This is a genomic window from Mucilaginibacter kameinonensis (assembly GCF_003675385.1).
Taxonomy (GTDB): domain Bacteria; phylum Bacteroidota; class Bacteroidia; order Sphingobacteriales; family Sphingobacteriaceae; genus Mucilaginibacter; species Mucilaginibacter kameinonensis.
This window is the reverse complement of sequence record NZ_RCWZ01000003.1, coordinates 445,747-463,882: the sequence shown is the minus strand read 5'-3', so window position 1 is coordinate 463,882 and position 18,136 is coordinate 445,747. Positions and strand designations below refer to the sequence as shown.

General features: G+C 42.7%; 11 protein-coding genes. 4 read left to right on the top strand and 7 right to left on the bottom strand.

Annotation, left to right across the window (positions count from 1 at the left end):
• Positions 1 to 117 precede the first annotated feature (117 nt).
• Positions 118 to 1,707 carry a hypothetical protein gene (locus tag EAH55_RS15165; RefSeq protein WP_121810408.1) on the bottom strand — a complete coding sequence of 530 codons (1,590 nt, stop codon included), beginning with the start codon at positions 1,705 to 1,707 and terminating at the stop codon, positions 118 to 120.
• Positions 1,708 to 1,793: 86 nt separating this feature from the next.
• On the opposite strand from EAH55_RS15165, the gene EAH55_RS15160 reads away from it, so the two are divergent.
• Together EAH55_RS15160 and priA are read left to right on the top strand one after the other, a co-directional pair.
• Positions 1,794 to 2,183 (top strand): DUF423 domain-containing protein, encoded by a 390-nt coding sequence (locus tag EAH55_RS15160; RefSeq protein WP_121810407.1) that lies wholly within the window; start codon positions 1,794 to 1,796, stop codon positions 2,181 to 2,183.
• Between the two features lie 5 nt (positions 2,184 to 2,188).
• Positions 2,189 to 4,678 (top strand): replication restart helicase PriA, encoded by a 2,490-nt coding sequence (gene priA / locus EAH55_RS15155; protein ID WP_121810406.1) that lies wholly within the window; start codon positions 2,189 to 2,191, stop codon positions 4,676 to 4,678.
• Positions 4,679 to 4,803: 125 nt separating this feature from the next.
• On the opposite strand, the gene EAH55_RS15150 is transcribed toward priA, so the two are convergent.
• The 6 genes from EAH55_RS15150 to argB all read right to left on the bottom strand — a co-directional run bounded on the left by EAH55_RS15150 (position 4,804) and on the right by argB (position 15,343).
• Positions 4,804 to 7,614 (bottom strand): S9 family peptidase, encoded by a 2,811-nt coding sequence (locus tag EAH55_RS15150; RefSeq protein ID WP_121810405.1) that lies wholly within the window; start codon positions 7,612 to 7,614, stop codon positions 4,804 to 4,806.
• Positions 7,615 to 7,731: 117 nt separating this feature from the next.
• The gene (locus EAH55_RS15145) at positions 7,732 to 10,656 is read right to left on the bottom strand and encodes a DUF6493 family protein (protein WP_121810404.1); all 2,925 of its coding nucleotides are present in this window, start codon (positions 10,654 to 10,656) and stop codon (positions 7,732 to 7,734) included.
• A 12-nt stretch (positions 10,657 to 10,668) separates the two neighbouring features.
• Positions 10,669 to 12,009 (bottom strand): SWIM zinc finger family protein, encoded by a 1,341-nt coding sequence (locus tag EAH55_RS15140; protein ID WP_121810403.1) that lies wholly within the window; start codon positions 12,007 to 12,009, stop codon positions 10,669 to 10,671.
• Positions 12,010 to 12,109: 100 nt separating this feature from the next.
• Positions 12,110 to 13,486 (bottom strand): aspartate kinase, encoded by a 1,377-nt coding sequence (locus tag EAH55_RS15135; RefSeq protein ID WP_121810402.1) that lies wholly within the window; start codon positions 13,484 to 13,486, stop codon positions 12,110 to 12,112.
• Positions 13,487 to 13,682: 196 nt separating this feature from the next.
• Positions 13,683 to 14,501: a pyrroline-5-carboxylate reductase gene (proC, locus tag EAH55_RS15130; RefSeq protein WP_121810401.1), complete on the bottom strand. Its 819-nt coding sequence runs from the start codon at positions 14,499 to 14,501 to the stop codon at positions 13,683 to 13,685.
• Complete coding sequence (gene argB, locus EAH55_RS15125) at positions 14,498 to 15,343, bottom strand: acetylglutamate kinase (protein WP_121810400.1); 846 nt, start codon at positions 15,341 to 15,343, stop codon at positions 14,498 to 14,500. Before argB ends, proC begins: the two co-directional genes overlap by 4 nt.
• A gap of 204 nt (positions 15,344 to 15,547) precedes the next feature.
• Here argB and EAH55_RS15120 point away from each other — a divergent pair, with 204 nt between their 5' ends.
• Both EAH55_RS15120 and EAH55_RS15115 read left to right on the top strand, forming a co-directional pair.
• The gene (locus EAH55_RS15120) at positions 15,548 to 16,846 is read left to right on the top strand and encodes an NAD(P)/FAD-dependent oxidoreductase (RefSeq protein WP_121810399.1); all 1,299 of its coding nucleotides are present in this window, start codon (positions 15,548 to 15,550) and stop codon (positions 16,844 to 16,846) included.
• A gap of 42 nt (positions 16,847 to 16,888) precedes the next feature.
• The gene (locus tag EAH55_RS15115) at positions 16,889 to 18,136 is read left to right on the top strand and encodes a cation:proton antiporter (protein WP_121810398.1); all 1,248 of its coding nucleotides are present in this window, start codon (positions 16,889 to 16,891) and stop codon (positions 18,134 to 18,136) included.

Genomic DNA, 18,136 nt, shown 5'->3' with positions numbered 1-18,136 from the left:
CTTTGAATTTTCTTAAAGATAGTTCAAAGTTGATTGCCGGTAAAATTTATTACAAGTTTGAATTTGTATTTCTTTTACGAAAATGATTGGGTATTGTTGTGTAAACCCCTGATAAAATTAATTTTTTACTGCACTTGTATCAGGGACATTTAAGCGCATACAAAAATTAGTGTAAAAGTTCTTATCAGATGCAGTGAGCTGGAAAGCCGCGCCATAGTAGTCTTTCCAACCGGGATTGTTGTTTTCAAAAGCATCATAAAACGGCTTTTTCAAGTCGCGTTTTAATACTGGTTGCATGTTTTTAAAGTTGACAAAGAACGCTATATTGCTTCTTTCGGCCAGTAAATTATCAAATTGTGTGTACTGATCCGTTTTGCCGATGAACTTGCGGTTAAAATAGGTGTCGCTGTAACTCTCCAGTTCCGATACTGATGTGGAAAGTATAAGGTAGTTATCAATAATCATGAAGTAAGGTTTCCTGAACACGCTGAACGCGTCGCCCAATAAAAAGAACGGTAGCTTGTCATAATTAAACTGGCCAACTTTATCGGTAACCATATTGCTGATATTCATCATCAACGGAAAAAGCTTTGAACCATCTTTAACCGAAATAATAGCAAACTTTTCGAAATAGCGTGTAGTCACTATCGCGAATTCATTGCCGAGCAATTTTTCAAACTCTGGTTTTATAAATAAGCCCGCTTCTGATTTTACTTTATTCAGCAGTTCGTTTTTTTCTTTGCTTACTCCAGCCTTCTCATGCCATTCTGAAAGATCGGCCTCAAATTTTTTGGAATCCGAAACAGCGAAGCTTGTGCTGTAAGCTGTTGTTGCCGGGAATATATCTTTCAAATGGTTTTCTACCGGTTGCTGTGCCGAAAAGATGTTCAAATAACTGGTAGCATTATTTTGCTTTGTAGTAAACCCGTTGAACATCAACGCATCACTTTTATAATTTAAGTTTAACGCGGCATAGGCGGGCAGTAATCTGAAGCTCTTGAAAATGTCTGTGGTTTTATTCGCGAACAGCTGATCAAAAAGCGGGTTAAGCTGATTGTAATTAATATAAAGGTTAGCAAGCGAGTTTGCGTTTTGCTGCTCGGGGAGTGGTACAAAGTTGTTGTGACCTTTGTCCTGTTGATAAATGGCGCTATGATCAATAAGGTCTTTTGAAAAGCTTCCCGAAAAAATATTATCTCCCCTCTGGATGATATAAAAATGTTTATCGATTGTTTTCAGGAAAATATTAAAACCCTGGCTGCCTGCTATCTGCATTGGGGATACCTGCAGCGCATTTTTTGTGGAGCTGTTTAAGTTATTAAATAACGCCGGCGAAAAGTTTTTTGAAGCTGATATGGTCACTAATAAGTTAACATCATCATTATTGGCTGGGTGTAGCGAAATGAACATGTTTTGGCCGTTAAAAAACTGGTTCAACGGGGGAGCAGCAACTAATATTTTGCGCAAGGTATCAAGTTCCTGCAGTTTTTCGTGGCCTACAAAAGCATTTAGAAGTTGGTTGCCGGCGAAAATTTCATAGAAACCCTTTTCATTGTTAAACTCAAATACGGCTACGGCATTATCAGGTATAGCGTGCATAACCTGCCCGGTACGCACTCCCGGCGGACTCAAATTTTTAAAATATAATACCGTTACAAGCACGGTAGCTATAATTAAAAATATAGTGGTTACTATCAGTCGTTTCATAGCAGGGGTGTGCAGCAAATATAGAATTTTACCCCACGGCGTTAAAGTAATACTTTCAATTGGTTAACTTAGCTTTTTATATCTGCATGAACAAACAAATAATTATTACTGCTTCGTTTTTGGGTATGCTGGCCGTTATAACCGGCGCTTTTGGTGCACATGGATTAAAAGCTGTTTTAACACCTTCACAACTTGAGGTTTGGCATACTGCGGTTCAATACAATTTCTATCACGTATTTGCTTTGCTGTTTCTGGCTGCGTTTGCAGGTAAAAGGGATGGCGGTTTAATATCTGTCGCACATTACCTTTTTACTTTTGGTATTATCCTTTTTTCGGGTTCGTTATACCTGCTTTCCTGCCGTGATTTGCTGGGCTGGAACTGGCTGGTATACATGGGCCCAATTACACCTATTGGCGGTTTATTGTTCATTTTAGGCTGGCTTATGTTGGCGCTGGCTGCTATCCGCAACAAATAATAAACATGTTAGAGCTTGCCGAAATTGAACATACCGATCGTGAAACACTTTTTGCTGAAGTGATTTTGCCCCTGGCTATTTCAAAAAACTACACTTACCGGGTTCCTTATGATCAAAATAACGCTATTGCCATAGGCAAAAGGGTGGTGGTACAGTTTGGTAAAAGCAAGCTTTATACAGCTATTGTTAAGGAAATAGGCAAACTCGCCCCGGAAAAGTATGAGGCCAAGTATATCATCGAGATACTGGACGACCGCCCTGTTGTAACCCCTAAACAGCTTGAGTTTTGGCAATGGCTGGCAGATTATTACATGTGTAATATAGGGGAGGTGATGAACGCGGCATTGCCGGCTGCTTTGAAACTGGCCAGCGAAACCCGTATAGTACTTAATCGCGAATATGAGATAGATAAGGCTACGCTTCACGATAAAGAATTTTTAATTGTTGAGGCCCTTGAAATTCAGCCTGAGCTTACCATTAGCGATATTACTAAGCTGCTGGGCCAAAAAACCGTAATGCCTATATTGAAAATGATGTTTGAAAAGAACATCATCAACATATCAGAAGAAGTAAGTGAGCGTTACAAGCCCCGCAGGCGGACTTTCATTACGCTGAACCCGGTTTATAGTAACCAGGATAATTTACGTGAGTTGTTCCCAATACTGGAAAAACGCGCGCCAAAACAGGCCGATGCTTTACTGGCCTATATTAAATTGTCCCGTCATCAAAAAAATATCACCAAAAACGAGCTCATTGAAGAAAGCGGGGCAGGGGAGTCGAGCATTAAATCTCTTATTGAAAAAGAGATCTTTATTTCGGAAGATAGAAGTGTCAGCCGTCTGCATTTCGAAGAAGAGGACGAAGCCGGTGACAGTTTTGAATTAAGTGAGCAGCAAACTGCTGTACTGCAAAGCATCCGCGAGCAGTTTAAGGAAAAGGATGTTACGCTGTTGCATGGTGTCACCTCATCTGGCAAAACCCAATTATATGTGAGGCTGATAGAGGAGATGATCCATAATGGTAAGCAGGTGCTTTACCTGTTACCGGAAATAGCACTCACAACCCATATTATTGAGCGATTACGGATGTATTTTGGTGCCGATATAGGTGTGTACCATTCACGCTTTAATGATAATGAACGCGTAGAGGTTTGGCAGAAAGTTTTAAGCGGCGAATATAAAATTGTACTTGGCGCACGTTCGTCGGTGTTTTTGCCTTTTGCAGATCTGGGCCTGATCATTGTTGATGAGGAGCATGAAACTTCCTATAAACAATTTGATCCCGCCCCCCGCTATAATGCACGTGATGCCGCTATATTTTTAGCTAATATGCACCAGGGTAAAGTGCTTTTGGGGTCGGCTACGCCATCGTTTGAAAGCTATTACAATGCGCGTACACATAAATATGGATTTGCCGAACTAACCGAGCGTTTTGGTGGTGTTGAACTGCCTGACGTGCAGGTGGTAAGCATTGCGTACGAAACTAAACAAAAAACCATCCAGTCGCACTTTACCAGTGTATTGATGGACGGTATAAAGCAGGCGCTTGAGAATAAAGAGCAGGTGATTCTGTTCCAAAATCGGCGCGGCTATGCACCCATCCTAATGTGTAAAGTTTGCGCCTATACACCAAAATGTATCAACTGCGATGTAAGTCTTACTTACCATAAAAGCAGTGGCAAGCTGCATTGTCATTATTGCGGGTACAAGGAAGATACACCATCTATTTGCCCGGCTTGTGGCTCTACCCATTTAGAGTACAAAGGTTTCGGTACCGAAAAAATTGAAGATGAGCTTAGCGTTTTATTACCCGAAGCCCGGATTGCCCGTATGGATTTGGATACTACCCGCTCAAGAAACTCCCTGCAAACCATCCTCAATGATCTGGAGGAAAAAAAGATAGATATATTGGTGGGCACCCAGATGGTAGCCAAGGGGCTCGACTTTTCGGACGTAACGCTCATCGGCATCGTCAATGCTGATAGCTTGCTGAAGTTTCCCGATTACAGGGCCAATGAACGTGGTTTCCAGTTACTTGCGCAGGTAAGCGGCAGGGCAGGCCGTCGTGGGAAGCAGGGTAAAGTGGTGGTGCAAACCTATGATATTTACCACCGGGTATTGAAGCAGGTAATTGATAATAACTATACCGATCTTTATTTTACGGAGATGGAAGAGCGGAAAAGCTTCAAATACCCGCCATTCTACCGCATTATTAACCTGGATATCAAACACAAAAACCCGGATATACTTTATAACCAGGCCGAATACCTGGGCGCACGCCTCCGTGAGCATTTCGGCGAACGTGTGATAGGGCCGGAGCAGCCGCTTATCAGCAGGATCCGCAATTACTACATTAAAAGCATTATGCTCAAGTTTGAGAAGGACGGGATCTCTATCATAAAAGCGAAATCTGTATTACGGGATATAATTACTCAATATTATACAACCAAGCTTAGCACGGGAAGTATCGTACAACCCGATGTTGATCCGTATTGAAGCGTTTAATTGGAATTGTCAAAAACACGTCATTGCGAGGTACGAAGCAATCGCACATAAGCATGGCCGCCATGTATAGTTCGCGATTGCTTCGTGCCTCGCAATGACATGTAGGAGAGGTGTAATTATTTTTCCAACTCCAATCCCCAGTCTTTCCCTTTATCTACAGCGGGAACTCCCTTGTCCATCCAAACTGGCATAGGGGCACCTTTCAAAAAGTGATCGAAAAATTGCTGCTCACGAATGGTGATATCTTTTTTGTTTTGGCGCAAAACAAGGTTGTGGGCCTCGCCATTATACTGTAACAGCCAAACAGGTTTACCTAACCTGCGTAGCGCTGTAAACATTTCAATACCCTGGTACCAGGGTACGGCCCCGTCGGCATCGTTACTCATGATCATTACCGGCGTTTTAACTTTAGGAAGTTGGAACAGGGGCGAGTTTTCGATATATAACTCCGGCTTTTCCCAAATTGTAGCACCTATGCGACTTTGCGATTTTTCATATTGAAATTGCCTGTTTAGTCCCGATTCCCACCTGATGCCGCCATAGGCCGAAGTCATGTTGGCTACCGGCGCGCCTGCCCATGCAGCCGCATACATATTGGTTTGCGTAATGAGATAAGCTACCTGGTAACCGCCCCAGCTTTGGCCCTGTATACCAATATGAGCCGCATCTACCCAACTATTCTTCTTCAGAGCCTCAACTCCCGAGTTGATAAAATCAACTGCGGAAGCACCCGGGTGACCGGTTTGATAGCTGATATCAGGCGCGAAAACCAGGTAGCCGTTACTAACAAAGAAGGAAATAGGCAAACGGGAAGGCGTAGGGGCCGGAGCTATATAATTGAAAAGCCCGTCCGAAAGTTTTTCGTAAAAGTAAACCACCATCGGGTATTTTTTAGTCGGATCGAAATCTTCAGGTTTATATAATATTCCGTTTGATTGATAGCCTTTTGGCGTAGTCCATTTAACAAGTTCGGCACTACCCCAGTTGTACTCGTTTTGTTGTGGGTTGATGCTGCTTAGTTTGATTTGCTTCTTCAGATCAGATGATACGTAAAGATCCGGCGACTGCTTATAGTTTGCCTTGGTATAGATATATACTTCGGCATTTTTTGCTTTCAGTAGGTTATCATAACTCATTGGTGCCATGCCAACTTTTTCAGGCTGGTTATTAGCCTCCGGGTATTTCCAGAAATATCCCCATTGCTTGGTTTCTTCATTCTGAGCTAAAAGCCACATCGGTGCTTTTACCGGGATAAATTTTTGCTCGGGATCGGTTTGATCATACCTGATGATGAGCTTGTTTTTGCGACCGATGCCCTTGGTGAAGTTAAACGCGTCGCCTGTTGCCGGATCAAAGCGCCAGATATCATATCTGTCATAAATAAACACAGCCTTATCTCCAGCCAGCCACCCCGCTAATCCATAAGCCGAAGCGTAGCCTGGTACGTCATTTAGCTCGTCGCCCATTTTAGTGCCTGTCGCTTTGCTCAGGTTTATTTTTTGCCCCGTCGCGATGGTGTAGCAATACCAGGCCTGATCTTTAACATCAAACCAAAGCACATAATTGCCATGAGGAGAGATATAGTAACGGCCCATAGATGTATTAACGAGCCTATGATTACCACTTTTGGTATCGATTAAAATAGCCTGTTGTTTGGTGCTGCCTTCCCACTGCGCAGATACGCGGGCTCCGGTATCTGTAAGGCCTAAAACATAACGGGCATCCTTGTTTTCGGCGGTTAATATTTCGGGAATGGCCTTGCTGCCTAACTGAACAGTTTTGCTGCCGGTTTCTTCGGGTTTAATGACTGCCAGATAGCTTCGTTTTAATTCAGTTTGCAGGTTTTTAAGCTGCTGGGGCTGTAAATAGTCGTCTTTGTAGTTCCAGATATCCAGTTTGGCCACTTCAAAATCAACAAGGGTTGTATCGGCAGGTTTAGGAATAGGGGCGGTGCCAAAGAAAAGGTTATTGCCACTTTTACTGAAACTTACCTTACCATCGCCGCTTACCGCCCAATTGTTGGGTATACCGGCAAACCCGGCGGCCGCAATAACATCCGCGCTATCTTTTGTTGTATTATAATAATAAAGCTTGAAAAGTTTCACTAAGGCCTTTTCCGGGTTCTTTTCAGCAGTAAAAGCTATTTGCCTGCCGGCATCGTCAATGCTGATGTTATGGTAATTGCCACGGCCGGTACTCAGTCTTTTGACTGTGTTTTTTTCTGAGTCGAACAGATACAGGCCGGATGTAATTTCTTTTTGTTTGGCTGCTGCTGTAACGGCAAAGGCTATCCATTTGCCGTTTTTGCTTACCTGGTATTCGGTAACATATTTAAAGCTGCGTTCGGTGCCTGTTTTTAGTTTTCTAACCGTAAGGTCTGCACCTTCATGGGTAGGTGGGGCTACGGTTGCTGCTACCGCTTTCTTTGATGTATCGCCGGTTGCTGCTTTCCTGAGTGTATCGGCTGTTGCCAGATAGGCGATAACGGGTGCATCCTCCGCTACTTTAAATGAACGGATAGCCGGCACTTTAGTAACAGCTGAAGATCCCAACGCAACTATGCCTAAGGTATCTTTTGGGAAATCGGCCTGCTTTTTTTTCTTGATTTTGGCCTGCCTGGTATCCTTGTAAAAGGGGCGGATCAGGCATACGGCAAATTTCGAATCGCTGGTTAGTTTTACTGTGTCAGCGCGTGGTATCGTTAGTGTCCCTGTATTTTTAGCTGTTTTGATGATAAGCTCGGCATCCCCCTGTTGTGGTTTTATTACATAGCCTATCCATTTGCCATCATTACTGATACGCTGACCGGCTACACTTTGCCATCCATCAAAAACGCTATGGTCTAAGGGTTTTTTGCTTGTCTTTTGGGCAAAACCATGAAGGCCAAGAGCCAATAACAGGCTGGTTGAAAGTAAAAGTTTACGCATACAGGATAGATGTCAAACCTAAATATGCTTAAAACTTATGGTTAAAAGAAATTAACTATGGTAAAGTTACAATTGATGTTGGATAGCTATATGTGGTTATATGTGTCAGAAGGTTTACTAAATAATCTGTTTGTTGCCCGAAAAACCTTGTTTAAGGCGCTCAACAACTGACGTTAAACCGGTGGCTGATTGTGCCCATATATCTAAAGTGTTTAATACCGCCGGATTGTTGACTGATTGTTTATTCGCGGCCAATACTTCTACATAAATGTCGAGTAGTTTTTTTGAATTGGTTAAAGGTTTTTCGGCCATGTTACCAATGCAGGCCGCGAGTAATTTTTCCAGCTCAACGTCATGGGCAGACGAAATATGAAGCATGCCGGAAAGAATAAGGTCTGTAAAACGCTTAAGCGGTGCAAGCCCGTTCTGTTCGTGTTTACCGATTATTTTCCCCAAGTGTTGGCTATCTATGTTTTTTTCACGAACTCCTTTTATCCACAATTCGGCTGCATATAACCGAACGGTTTTATCGTTAAGCAGCATACATGTTGCAATAAACAAATGCCCCATCAAACCATATACATAATTTAAGGTCATTAAAGTTTCGAGGCTGCTGATAACCAGCCGCTTTTCATTTTCTCCTGCTAAATCAAAATAGCGAAATGCTTCTTTGTTAATATAGGCAAGCCAATGCTCGGGCCAGTTTGGATTCAGGTATATAAATCGTTTGATATCATTGTGTTCGGCAGAGAGGTGTTTGTATTTCAATTCCAGAAAGTCAAAATAACCGTCGTCGTCCGCAACCGGGGTTTTATTGCCGGTGAGCTTACCCCACAAGCTTTTTATACCAGAAATGGCGGGACTTACACTTGTTTTATCAATAGACACGGTTACGGTGCTCCGGGTAGCAGGTACCTTTTCATACACACGTTTTTGATAGTTATATTGTTCTTGTTCGTAATGCTCGATATAAGATGACCACGAAAAGTTGGCTAAAAGGTATGCCTGATTCCACTTGCTGTACTGTAACCATTGATGTGCATCATCGCGTCGGTGTGTTAATGCGGCTGCAAGCCAAACTGGTTTAAGCTGATATGTAGGTTTGGGCTGATGCTCTTCGCCTAATATAAATCCTATCAAGTCACGTGCTTCTCCTTGTAAAAGCGCGTTTGCAAGTGAAAGTGCATCAGTATGTTTATCAAAAAAACAACGCATTACAGCTACCTGGTAATCCATCATCCCCGGTCTTGTCCTTTGGTTTTGATATATGCTGATCCTGCGGATTAACTCTTCAATTGAAACAAGACAAGGCTCATGGGTTGGCGTTGAGAGCAAGGGAACCTGAACTTTATGCTCCAGGATCCATAAAGCATTAAGCAAAACATACTTATGTGGTTTGTAGCCCTTTGAATGGGTAAACACATCCCATGCCTTAATCCCGCTGTCAAACCACTTCGTATCCCGCTTCTTTTCTTTTAATTTATCACGATGCGCGTTGTGAAGCTCCTTGATTGAGCGTGCAGCAGCGGGATAAAATTCAATAAGCAGTAAACCATAGCTTGTGAGGAATTTGGCAAGCATGTTATCCAGGTAGCCCCTGGTGCTCACCCAATCATCAGTAATGGTTTTAAATGCCCGTTGAAAGGCCGGCAGCAATTTCCTGATATTCTCTTCGCTCATTTGATCCTGAAATTGAAGAAGCGCCGCAGGTAAAAGATCAAAATGATAAGCCTCATTTTGATCAAATGCCTGGCTGGCCAGGTACACAAGCTCATCAAAGTTTTGCGGGAAGGCTATAGGCTGCCGGTATGCAGGTTCAGTTATTTCAATGAAATTGGCGGCTTCATCATCAGCCGGTTCCTCAGGCATCAGAAAAGGTTCGAGGATAGTTTTAGCCTCAAACAACAGACCTTGCTGATAAGCCGAAACAGCTTCCCAAACGTCTAACGAAGAGCTATCGGCATATTTTGAAATAAGCTTTGCGGCGCGTACCTGTAATTTATCATCCTGGTGAAGGAGTGCCTGGCTCGCCAATATGCTTATTTCGTTTCGCTTATCCTGATGTTTTTTTGCCAGCTTTTCCAAAATCATCAAGGTATTGGTTACCGTTGTTTTTGATTCTGAAGAGAGCACAAGCGGACAATGCTCAAAAAAAGCGATCTCGTCAAAGCCTTCATCGCTGGCTATATCTTTAAAATATTTTAATGCTGCATTTATCGGTTTGGAATGTGGTGAGTTAAAAGTGTTTAATAAATCCTGCTGCAAATCAATTAGCTCCGGCTTTGTGGGTTCAAGTTGTATAAGCAGGTCTACAAACCAGCCACACAGGCTTTGATTAAAGTTGCGGTTAATGGCGGCTGTAGTGGCATTTAATATTTCGCTACGCGATAAAAGGCCCTTTCCTATAAAATCAAGTATGGTTTTTATCCAGAATTGCTCGTTCCCATCAGACCAATGAATTTCATTGCTGTATTCAAACACGTACCAAAAATGTTTTTGCAAAGTAACAGGCCGTTCAAGAAGTAATTGCGGTTCGTAATTTTTTCCTGTTTGAAGAGGACTAAAAATAACACGCGGTAAAAACCGGCCAATTAACTGAGCCGATTCCGTAACATATCCACCTTCTACCAATTCCATATACCACTTATAGTCGATAAAATGCGGGATAAATTCGGTTTCGGCAAAGCGGTTGATATGATCGCTGAACCATGTGGGACAATACCAGGGTAATATAGTTTCAAGAACATCTTTTTGAACAATCCCAATGTTAAGAGCCCGTTCAAAATCTTTTCTATTATAAACTATAAAGTGAGTAATACCAAGAATACGACGCTGGGTGTCGGTAGAAAGATATCCATATTGATCCCCACCCCATCTCGATTTGCCGGTAATACCGAATTTAAAATATTCGGCATCAAGCTTTTTAAGCTCAGGAACAAATTTCTTTTTGTCAGCGTCGGTCAAAGACTGCAGCAAGGGGAGAAGGTCTTGCTCCCGTTCTTTTTTTAAAAGTTTTACATATTGCTCTACAAAGTCGCTCATTGCTATATGTACTTATTTCGCCAATAATTTTTTTACAGCCAGGATATGTTTGCAAATACCGCGCTCGCCCTGGTTTTTACTGAACCACATACAAGTACAGCGTTCTTCGTCATTTTCCAACAATACCATGTGGTGTACACCGCTTCCTTCCACTTCGGCTTCTACCCGGTTTCCCGTGTTTGATTTGATGAGCACTTTGCCTTCGGCTATTAACTTTTCGGCATCTTTTAAGCGTGGGTTTAAAGTTAGGATGCGACTGGTTTTAAAGGGCAAACGACGATAAAAGAAGTTGTTCTCATCCAAATCGAAACCTAATAAACCTATAGCGGAGAGACGCCCTGTTAAATTTTCAACCTTTTTTATGTCAAGCCCTTCATTTACAGCAAGCAGGGTAGGGTTAAACTCCTGGTTAGCATAGCTATAGCTGTCCATCAGTTCGATCCAGTTTTGCGGTACGTCCTCTACCAGCGATTCCAATGCGGCACCCTCACCAGAAAACCCACGCCAGCTGTCCCTTGATATAGATAAACTGAACCGTACCGGGCCGATGTAAACTTGCCAGGTGGTGGATTGCTGGTCTTTATGAACGAAAACCTGTAACTGATCGGCAATAAGCAATAGTGGTTCAATAAGTTTTAAGCGATGAACACCGCCAACAGTTATAGCGTTACCCGCCTGCACCGGCGAAAATACCGGCTTCCCGCCCCGCACCAATAAATAATAATCTGATTTAGGTTTCCCTGTGGGGATACTTTTAAATAATTGTATGGCTTGCAGCCTGTTGAATTTGTAAGCCGGTTTGGATTCTGATAAGAACACCTGCACACTGGTTAAGCCCTTGATCCATTTGGTTGGCAAGGGGACCTTTCTTTCAATCACTTTGCCCTCCTCGCGGTGCAATGCTACTTCTTTCTTGCCTATGGATAGCAATACCTCCTCATTTTTCCGGACGCTGCTTAGCGCAGATAGCATCGGTTGATTAAAATCAACATTGGTGGTACCGTTTTCCAGGAACTCTCCGTCGTGTCCGTCGCCTAATACATCAACCCGGGCATAAACACCCGCGCAATGCGAAAAACCTTCAAACCTGATCTTTTCATTACCCGCTGTTACAATCGGGTCTTTCAGCATCATCAAATCGTAGGGAGATAAGCTAAAGTTTGATTTAACTACGTTTGATAAGGTGAGGAGGCAGCGGGAAACAACATAAGGATCGGTTAGTTTACCCCAGAAAAAGCAGGAGGCATCTTTTTTCTGAACTTCGCTGTATTGCGCCAGAAAAAGCTCGTCGCTGTTGTTTACCTTGCTTAACGACGAAAGCTGGTTGTATTGGTATGTTAAGGTATCGGACATGGAGATAGTTTAGGATGCAATCGCTAAATTAAAAAAATAAAGGTTAGCTGCCATAGCAACTAACCTTCGTCTTTTACCTTTATTCTTCCGCCTTAAAAACTTAGCACATTGCTTTGTTTAAAGCGCGGATAGCTTCGTTAAAATCTTCGCGGGCCACTAAAAACTGGATGTTTACCATTCTTAATGCAAAGCCGCCGCTTTTGATATTGATGCCTTTTTGAGCAAGCGCTGTAGCTGCTTTCGCCAGCAAGCCTGGCTGATCCATATTGGAACCGATCAGGCAAACCATCGCCATTTTTTCGACGGTTACTTTTTCATAATTGTCTTCCAGTTCGCTGATCAATTTTTTATTGAGGTCTTTTTCCCATATCACAATTGAAATGCTGTTGGCGCTGGTAGCTTTAAAGCTGTAGCTGACACCAAACTTGTAAAACAGCTGCATGATGTGAAAATCGGTACCTACGTTGCCAACCATTGAAGGGTCGTAAATATCAATCATTACTACTTTTTCAGTACCGGTAATAACTTCCACACGTTTTTTATCGCAAATGTATTCGCGGGTAATTAACGTTCCCGGGTGCTCCGGCTGGAAGGTATTTTTGATCCTCAGGTCGATGTCGTTTATTTCCAGCGGTTTTGACGCCTTAGGGTGGATAGCTTCCATGCCTACATCGGCCAGCTGATCGGCAACGTCATAGTTGGTGTTACCTACCGGGAAACAGTTTTCAACGCCAACCAATTGAGGGTCGGCAGTACAAAGGTGGTACTCCTTGTGAATGATGGCTTCCTGTGGTTCTACAGCAACGGCAATTTTGCTGAAAGTAACCTCAGAATATCCACGGTCAAATTCGCGCATAATACCCTCGGTACCTTTAGCATAGCCGGTAACAATGGTGATGGTTTTTGAAAAATCGATATGGGTAAGGTCTTTTTTTATACGCTGATCGATGGTTAACGCGCGATGATCATGAAATCCGCTCAAATCAACCAGCGTCGCGTTAATCCTCATGTTTTGCAGGATATTGGTAAAGTTAAAAGCCGAGTGACTTTCACCTATAGAAGCCAGGATTTCACGGGCCGCCTGCAAAATACCTTCCTTGCCTACATAACCGGATGCCAATATATTAGCCAAGTTTTCAAGGTAAGTTTGCGCGTCCTTAATTCTTGTTTCAATGTACTTGTCGGCTTCGGCTATGTTCAGGCCAAGGCTTTCATAAGTTTTATTGATCTGCTTTAAGCGGGTAATAAGTTGTTTTAGCGGTGTATGGAAATCCTTGTAGTTGGCAAGCTTGTGATATACACCCGGAGCGCCTGTCTTTTTGTTTTCGAGCAGGAGGTTAGTTACTCCTGAGAATGCCGATACTACAAATATGCGGTTGTAAAGCTGGTCGCCGCTGCGTTCAAACAGGATAATGTTTTTGATCACATCACCCAAAGCGGTCATAGATGTACCGCCAATTTTTTCTACTGTTAACATTTTATATTGAAAAGATCAACAGCCAAATACCATAACTATACCAAAGTGTTGTAGCTATTTATAATTAATTGAATGTAAATAGCTTGTATCTGAACTGCTTTTTTTAAAATAACTCATTTTGATAAGCCCTATCAAAACGATCGAAATATAATGATTAAAAAACTTTAAGCCGTTGGCCGCAGGCTTTCCGCTTAAATTAACTATCCTTTTTATACAGGTCGCCGGCTTTTTCGGCAGACAGGCGGATCCCTTTGATCATGGCCGAGCTGAAGCCATGGTGTTCCATCTCGTTGAGGCCCGCAATGGTACAACCGCTTGGGGAAGTTACCTTATCAATTTCCTGTTCCGGGTGCGATGCCAGTTGTAATAGCAGGTCGGCCGCGCCTTTGGCGGTTTGTGCCGCCATCTTTAATGCATCATGTGCATGGAAGCCAATCTCCGTTCCGCCTTGTGAAGCAGCGCGGATAGATCTTAGGAAAAACGCAATACCGCAAGCGCAAAGAGCAGTGGCGGAGGTCATCAACTCCTCGTTGATTTGTATGGTAACACCTACCGTATCAAAAAGCGATTTGGCCAGGTTGATATTTTTGTTTGTGCCAGTATCGGTAGCGATACAGGTCATGGAATGGCCGATAGCAATAGCCGTATTAGGCATAGCACGGACTATTTGCACGTTAAGGTCAAGATGCTGGCGAATATCGGCACAGCTAACGCCGGAGATAACAGATATCAATAATTGTTTATCCGGTTTTAACGATGGCTTAATTTCGTCTAATAGTTTATTGAGTTGCTGCGGTAGTACGGCTAATACAATAATATCAGCTTTACGTACGGCACGCAGGTTGTTATCTGACACCAGGTACCCCTGCTCAGCATATTGAGATAGCGCGGCTACATTACGGCGGGTCAACGATATTTGCTGGGGTTTACAAATCCCCGATTTAACTAAACCTTTGGCTAATGACAGGCCTATATTACCGGAGCCTAATATTGAAATGTGCTGTTGTGAGTTCATGCGTTTTTAGTTAAACGTGTTCCAAATGGTTTGTTATCCTTCAATTGACCAAGATCATCTGATTTGCCGATAATTACCGCTTTTACACCGCAAGCAATCGCAGTAAAAGCATTATCAAGTTTAGGCAGCATTCCGCTATGTATTATCTTTTCCACTTTTAAATCCTCATAATGCTGAGGGTTAATTTCCCTTATCAACGATTCTTCGTCATTAATATCTTTTAACACACCTTTTTTCTCAAAACAGTATATCAGTGTGGTGTCATACAATCCCGATAACGATACCGCCAGGGCCGAAGCTATGGTATCAGCGTTGGTGTTTAGCAATTGCCCTTCACCATCGTGGGTTATGGCGCAAAAAACAGGGGTAAAGCCTGCTTCCAGCAAGCGACTAATGTTTTCGGGATTGATAGAGTCTTTAACAATATCGCCCACAAAGCCATAGTCTATTGTTTTTACCGGTCGTTTAACTGCTTTAATAAAGTTACCATCGGCGCCGGTTAAGCCTATGGCATTATTGCCGAAGCGTTGCAGTTGCGCTACTATATTTTTATTGATGAGGCCGCCATAAACCATGGTAACCACTCTTAACGTTTCAATATCGGTGATGCGCCTGCCATCAACCATTTTAGATTCGATACCTAAATCTTCGGCCATTTGCGTGGCCACTTTTCCACCTCCATGTACCAGGATCTTAAGGCCATCAAGGGCTTCAAAGTCCTTTAAAAAATGATACAGGTTTTCGGAGTTATCGATGACGTTTCCACCAATTTTGATTATATAAAGGCCCTTATTAGGGGATAATTTATCCGTTTTGATATGATCTGTATCAATTTTATTCATTCCAGCTGTCAATATAACTCTTTTAGTGCCAAATTTCCACTTTTTTGAGCAGAAAGTTGTTAAAATTACGAAAATATAGTGTGTTTTTTCAAAAAGTGATTTAAAAATGAATGATTGAATTTGCAGTTTAAGTTTACAATTTGATTATGAAAGATTTAGTATTATTGGAAAACTTTAAGGCATCATCCTTGCTTATATCTATCTATGGAGCAAAAAAAGAATACCAGGCCACGGGTGGCAATTATTGGGGGAGGATTTGGAGGGATACAATTAGCTAAGAAATTAAAAGACGCGCCTGTTGATGTACTGATGATCGACAAGCACAATTATCATACCTTTCAGCCCTTATTGTACCAGGTTGCAGGAGGCTCCATAGCTGCAGACTCAATCGGTTTCCCTTTAAGGCGGATTTTTACCAGGCAAAATAATTTCCGCTTCGCGCTTGCTGAGGTAAAGAAGATCAATCCCGAAAGTAATACACTCGATACCGATATCGGTACTATTTATTACGATTACCTGGCTATTGCTACCGGCTCAAATACCAACTTTTTCGGCAACAAAGAGATAGAACATTTTGCAATGCCGATGAAGAATATCCCGGAGGCTTTAAACTTAAGGAGCCTGATCCTTCAAAATCTTGAAACATCGCTGGTATCTAAAGATCCCGAAGAAAAAGCTGCCTTGATGACTTTTGTTGTTGTTGGCGGAGGCCCAACCGGTGTGGAATTATCTGGAGCACTTGCCGAAATGCGCGAGTTGATACTCATGAAGGACTATCATGGCTTACGCAAACACAGCATGAGGGTTTATCTTGTTGAAGGCAAAGCCGAATTACTCGCTTCCTTTTCGGCTGGTGCAAGGGCAAAAGCCAAAAAGTTTTTGGAAGATATGGACGTAACCATTTACAATAGCGCTCATGTGCAAAGTTATAATGGCTACGAACTCAAGATAGATAATGGTACATCGCTTTTAACCCGTAACGTACTTTGGGCGGCAGGGGTAAAGGGCGAGGTGCCGGAGGGGATTTCTGCTGATAATATAGTGCGAGGTAACCGGATCCTGGTTGATGAGTTTAACAAGGTAAAGGGCTACGAAAATATTTATGCCATAGGCGATGTTGCCGCCATGATCACCGATGAATATCCAAACGGGCATCCCGGTGTTGCGCCGGTAGCTATTCAGCAGGGGCAAAATCTTGGCGAAAACGTTTACCGCATGTTTGAGCGTCAGCCGCTGAAGCCCTTTAAATACCGTGATAAGGGTTCATTGGCAACTATCGGCCGGAATAAAGCTGTAGCCGATTTAGGGAAAATTCATTTCCAGGGATTTTTTGCCTGGCTGGTATGGGGCTTTGTGCATATCATGTCGCTTGCAGGCTTTACCAATAAGGGGATCATATTTTTTAGCTGGGCCATTAACTATTTCACCAAAAACAGCGATAACAGACTGATCGTGCGCTTTTTTGACAATGAAACCCGGATGACAGATCCTGAATCAAGATAGTTACAAACAATAGTTCTTTTAAATCCTTACTTGTAAGTATTTATGGATCTGTTTGTTGTAATTGCTTTACTTGTTATTGTCAGCGCGGTTTTCTCATACCTGAACGCGCGCTTTATTAAGCTGCCGGGTACAATTGGCATTGTGCTGCTGGCAACCATCACATCTATAACCATACTTATTGTCGATAAGGTTGATTCGGCAATTGCCGATTATCTTGGTGCGCTGGCTAAAAGTATCAATTTTTCAAAAGCGGTGTTGAATATCCTGCTTGGTTTTCTGCTTTTTTCAAGCTCATTTAACCTGGATGGCCGGAAGCTGAAAAAAGAAATGCGACCGGTATTTGTACTGAGCACCTTGGGCGTAATTATTTCAACAGCCGTATTTGGGTTCCTGTTGTTTTATGCAGCCCCGGTTTTTCATATCCACATGCCATTGATCTATTGCCTGTTGTTCGGCGCTTTGATCTCGCCAACTGATCCGGTAGCTGTATCGGCAATTATCCGTAACTCGAAATTGCCTGCCAACCTTGAAACCATTATTTCGGGCGAATCCCTGTTTAACGATGGGATAGGCCTTATCCTGTTTGTGATCATACTGGAAATAGCCCGTGTAGGCGAAGAGAAAATTGAGCTGGCCAAAGTGACAGTACTAATAGTAAAGGAAATTATCGGAGGGGTAGTAGCCGGAGCTATCTTAGGTTACATTGCTCACCGGTTGATGCACGCCGTTAAAGATTTTCAGACCATTGTATTGATCTCGCTGGCACTGGTAATGGGCTTGTCGGTATTAGCTGTATTAATTGGTTTTTCACTTCCGCTATCGGTTGTTGTAGCTGGATTATTTGCAGGAGGGCAATCTATTAATCAGGACAATAAAGAAAAATCGCACGAGGCGCTTGAAAAATTCTGGAAATTGGTTGATGAGATACTGAACACCATTCTATTTGTGATGATCGGTCTGCAGCTGGTTAACCTGCCCTTTGTAAATAATTATTGGGTTACGGGGAGTATTTCTATTATTACTGTACTAATAGCGCGTTGGCTTAGTATAGCGTTACCGCTCACGTTTTTAAAACAAACCCTTAAGGTAAACTATAGTAATATCAATATCATGACCTGGGCGGGATTGCGCGGGGGTATTTCCATAGCTTTGGCTTTGTCGCTGCCTAATACACCGTACCGGCACCTGATTTTATCGGGAAGCTATTTTATTGTGATATTCTCGGTAATAGTACAGGGATTAACGCTCAATGCTATGATTAACCGGGCATCAAGAAAGGTGGAAGGATAG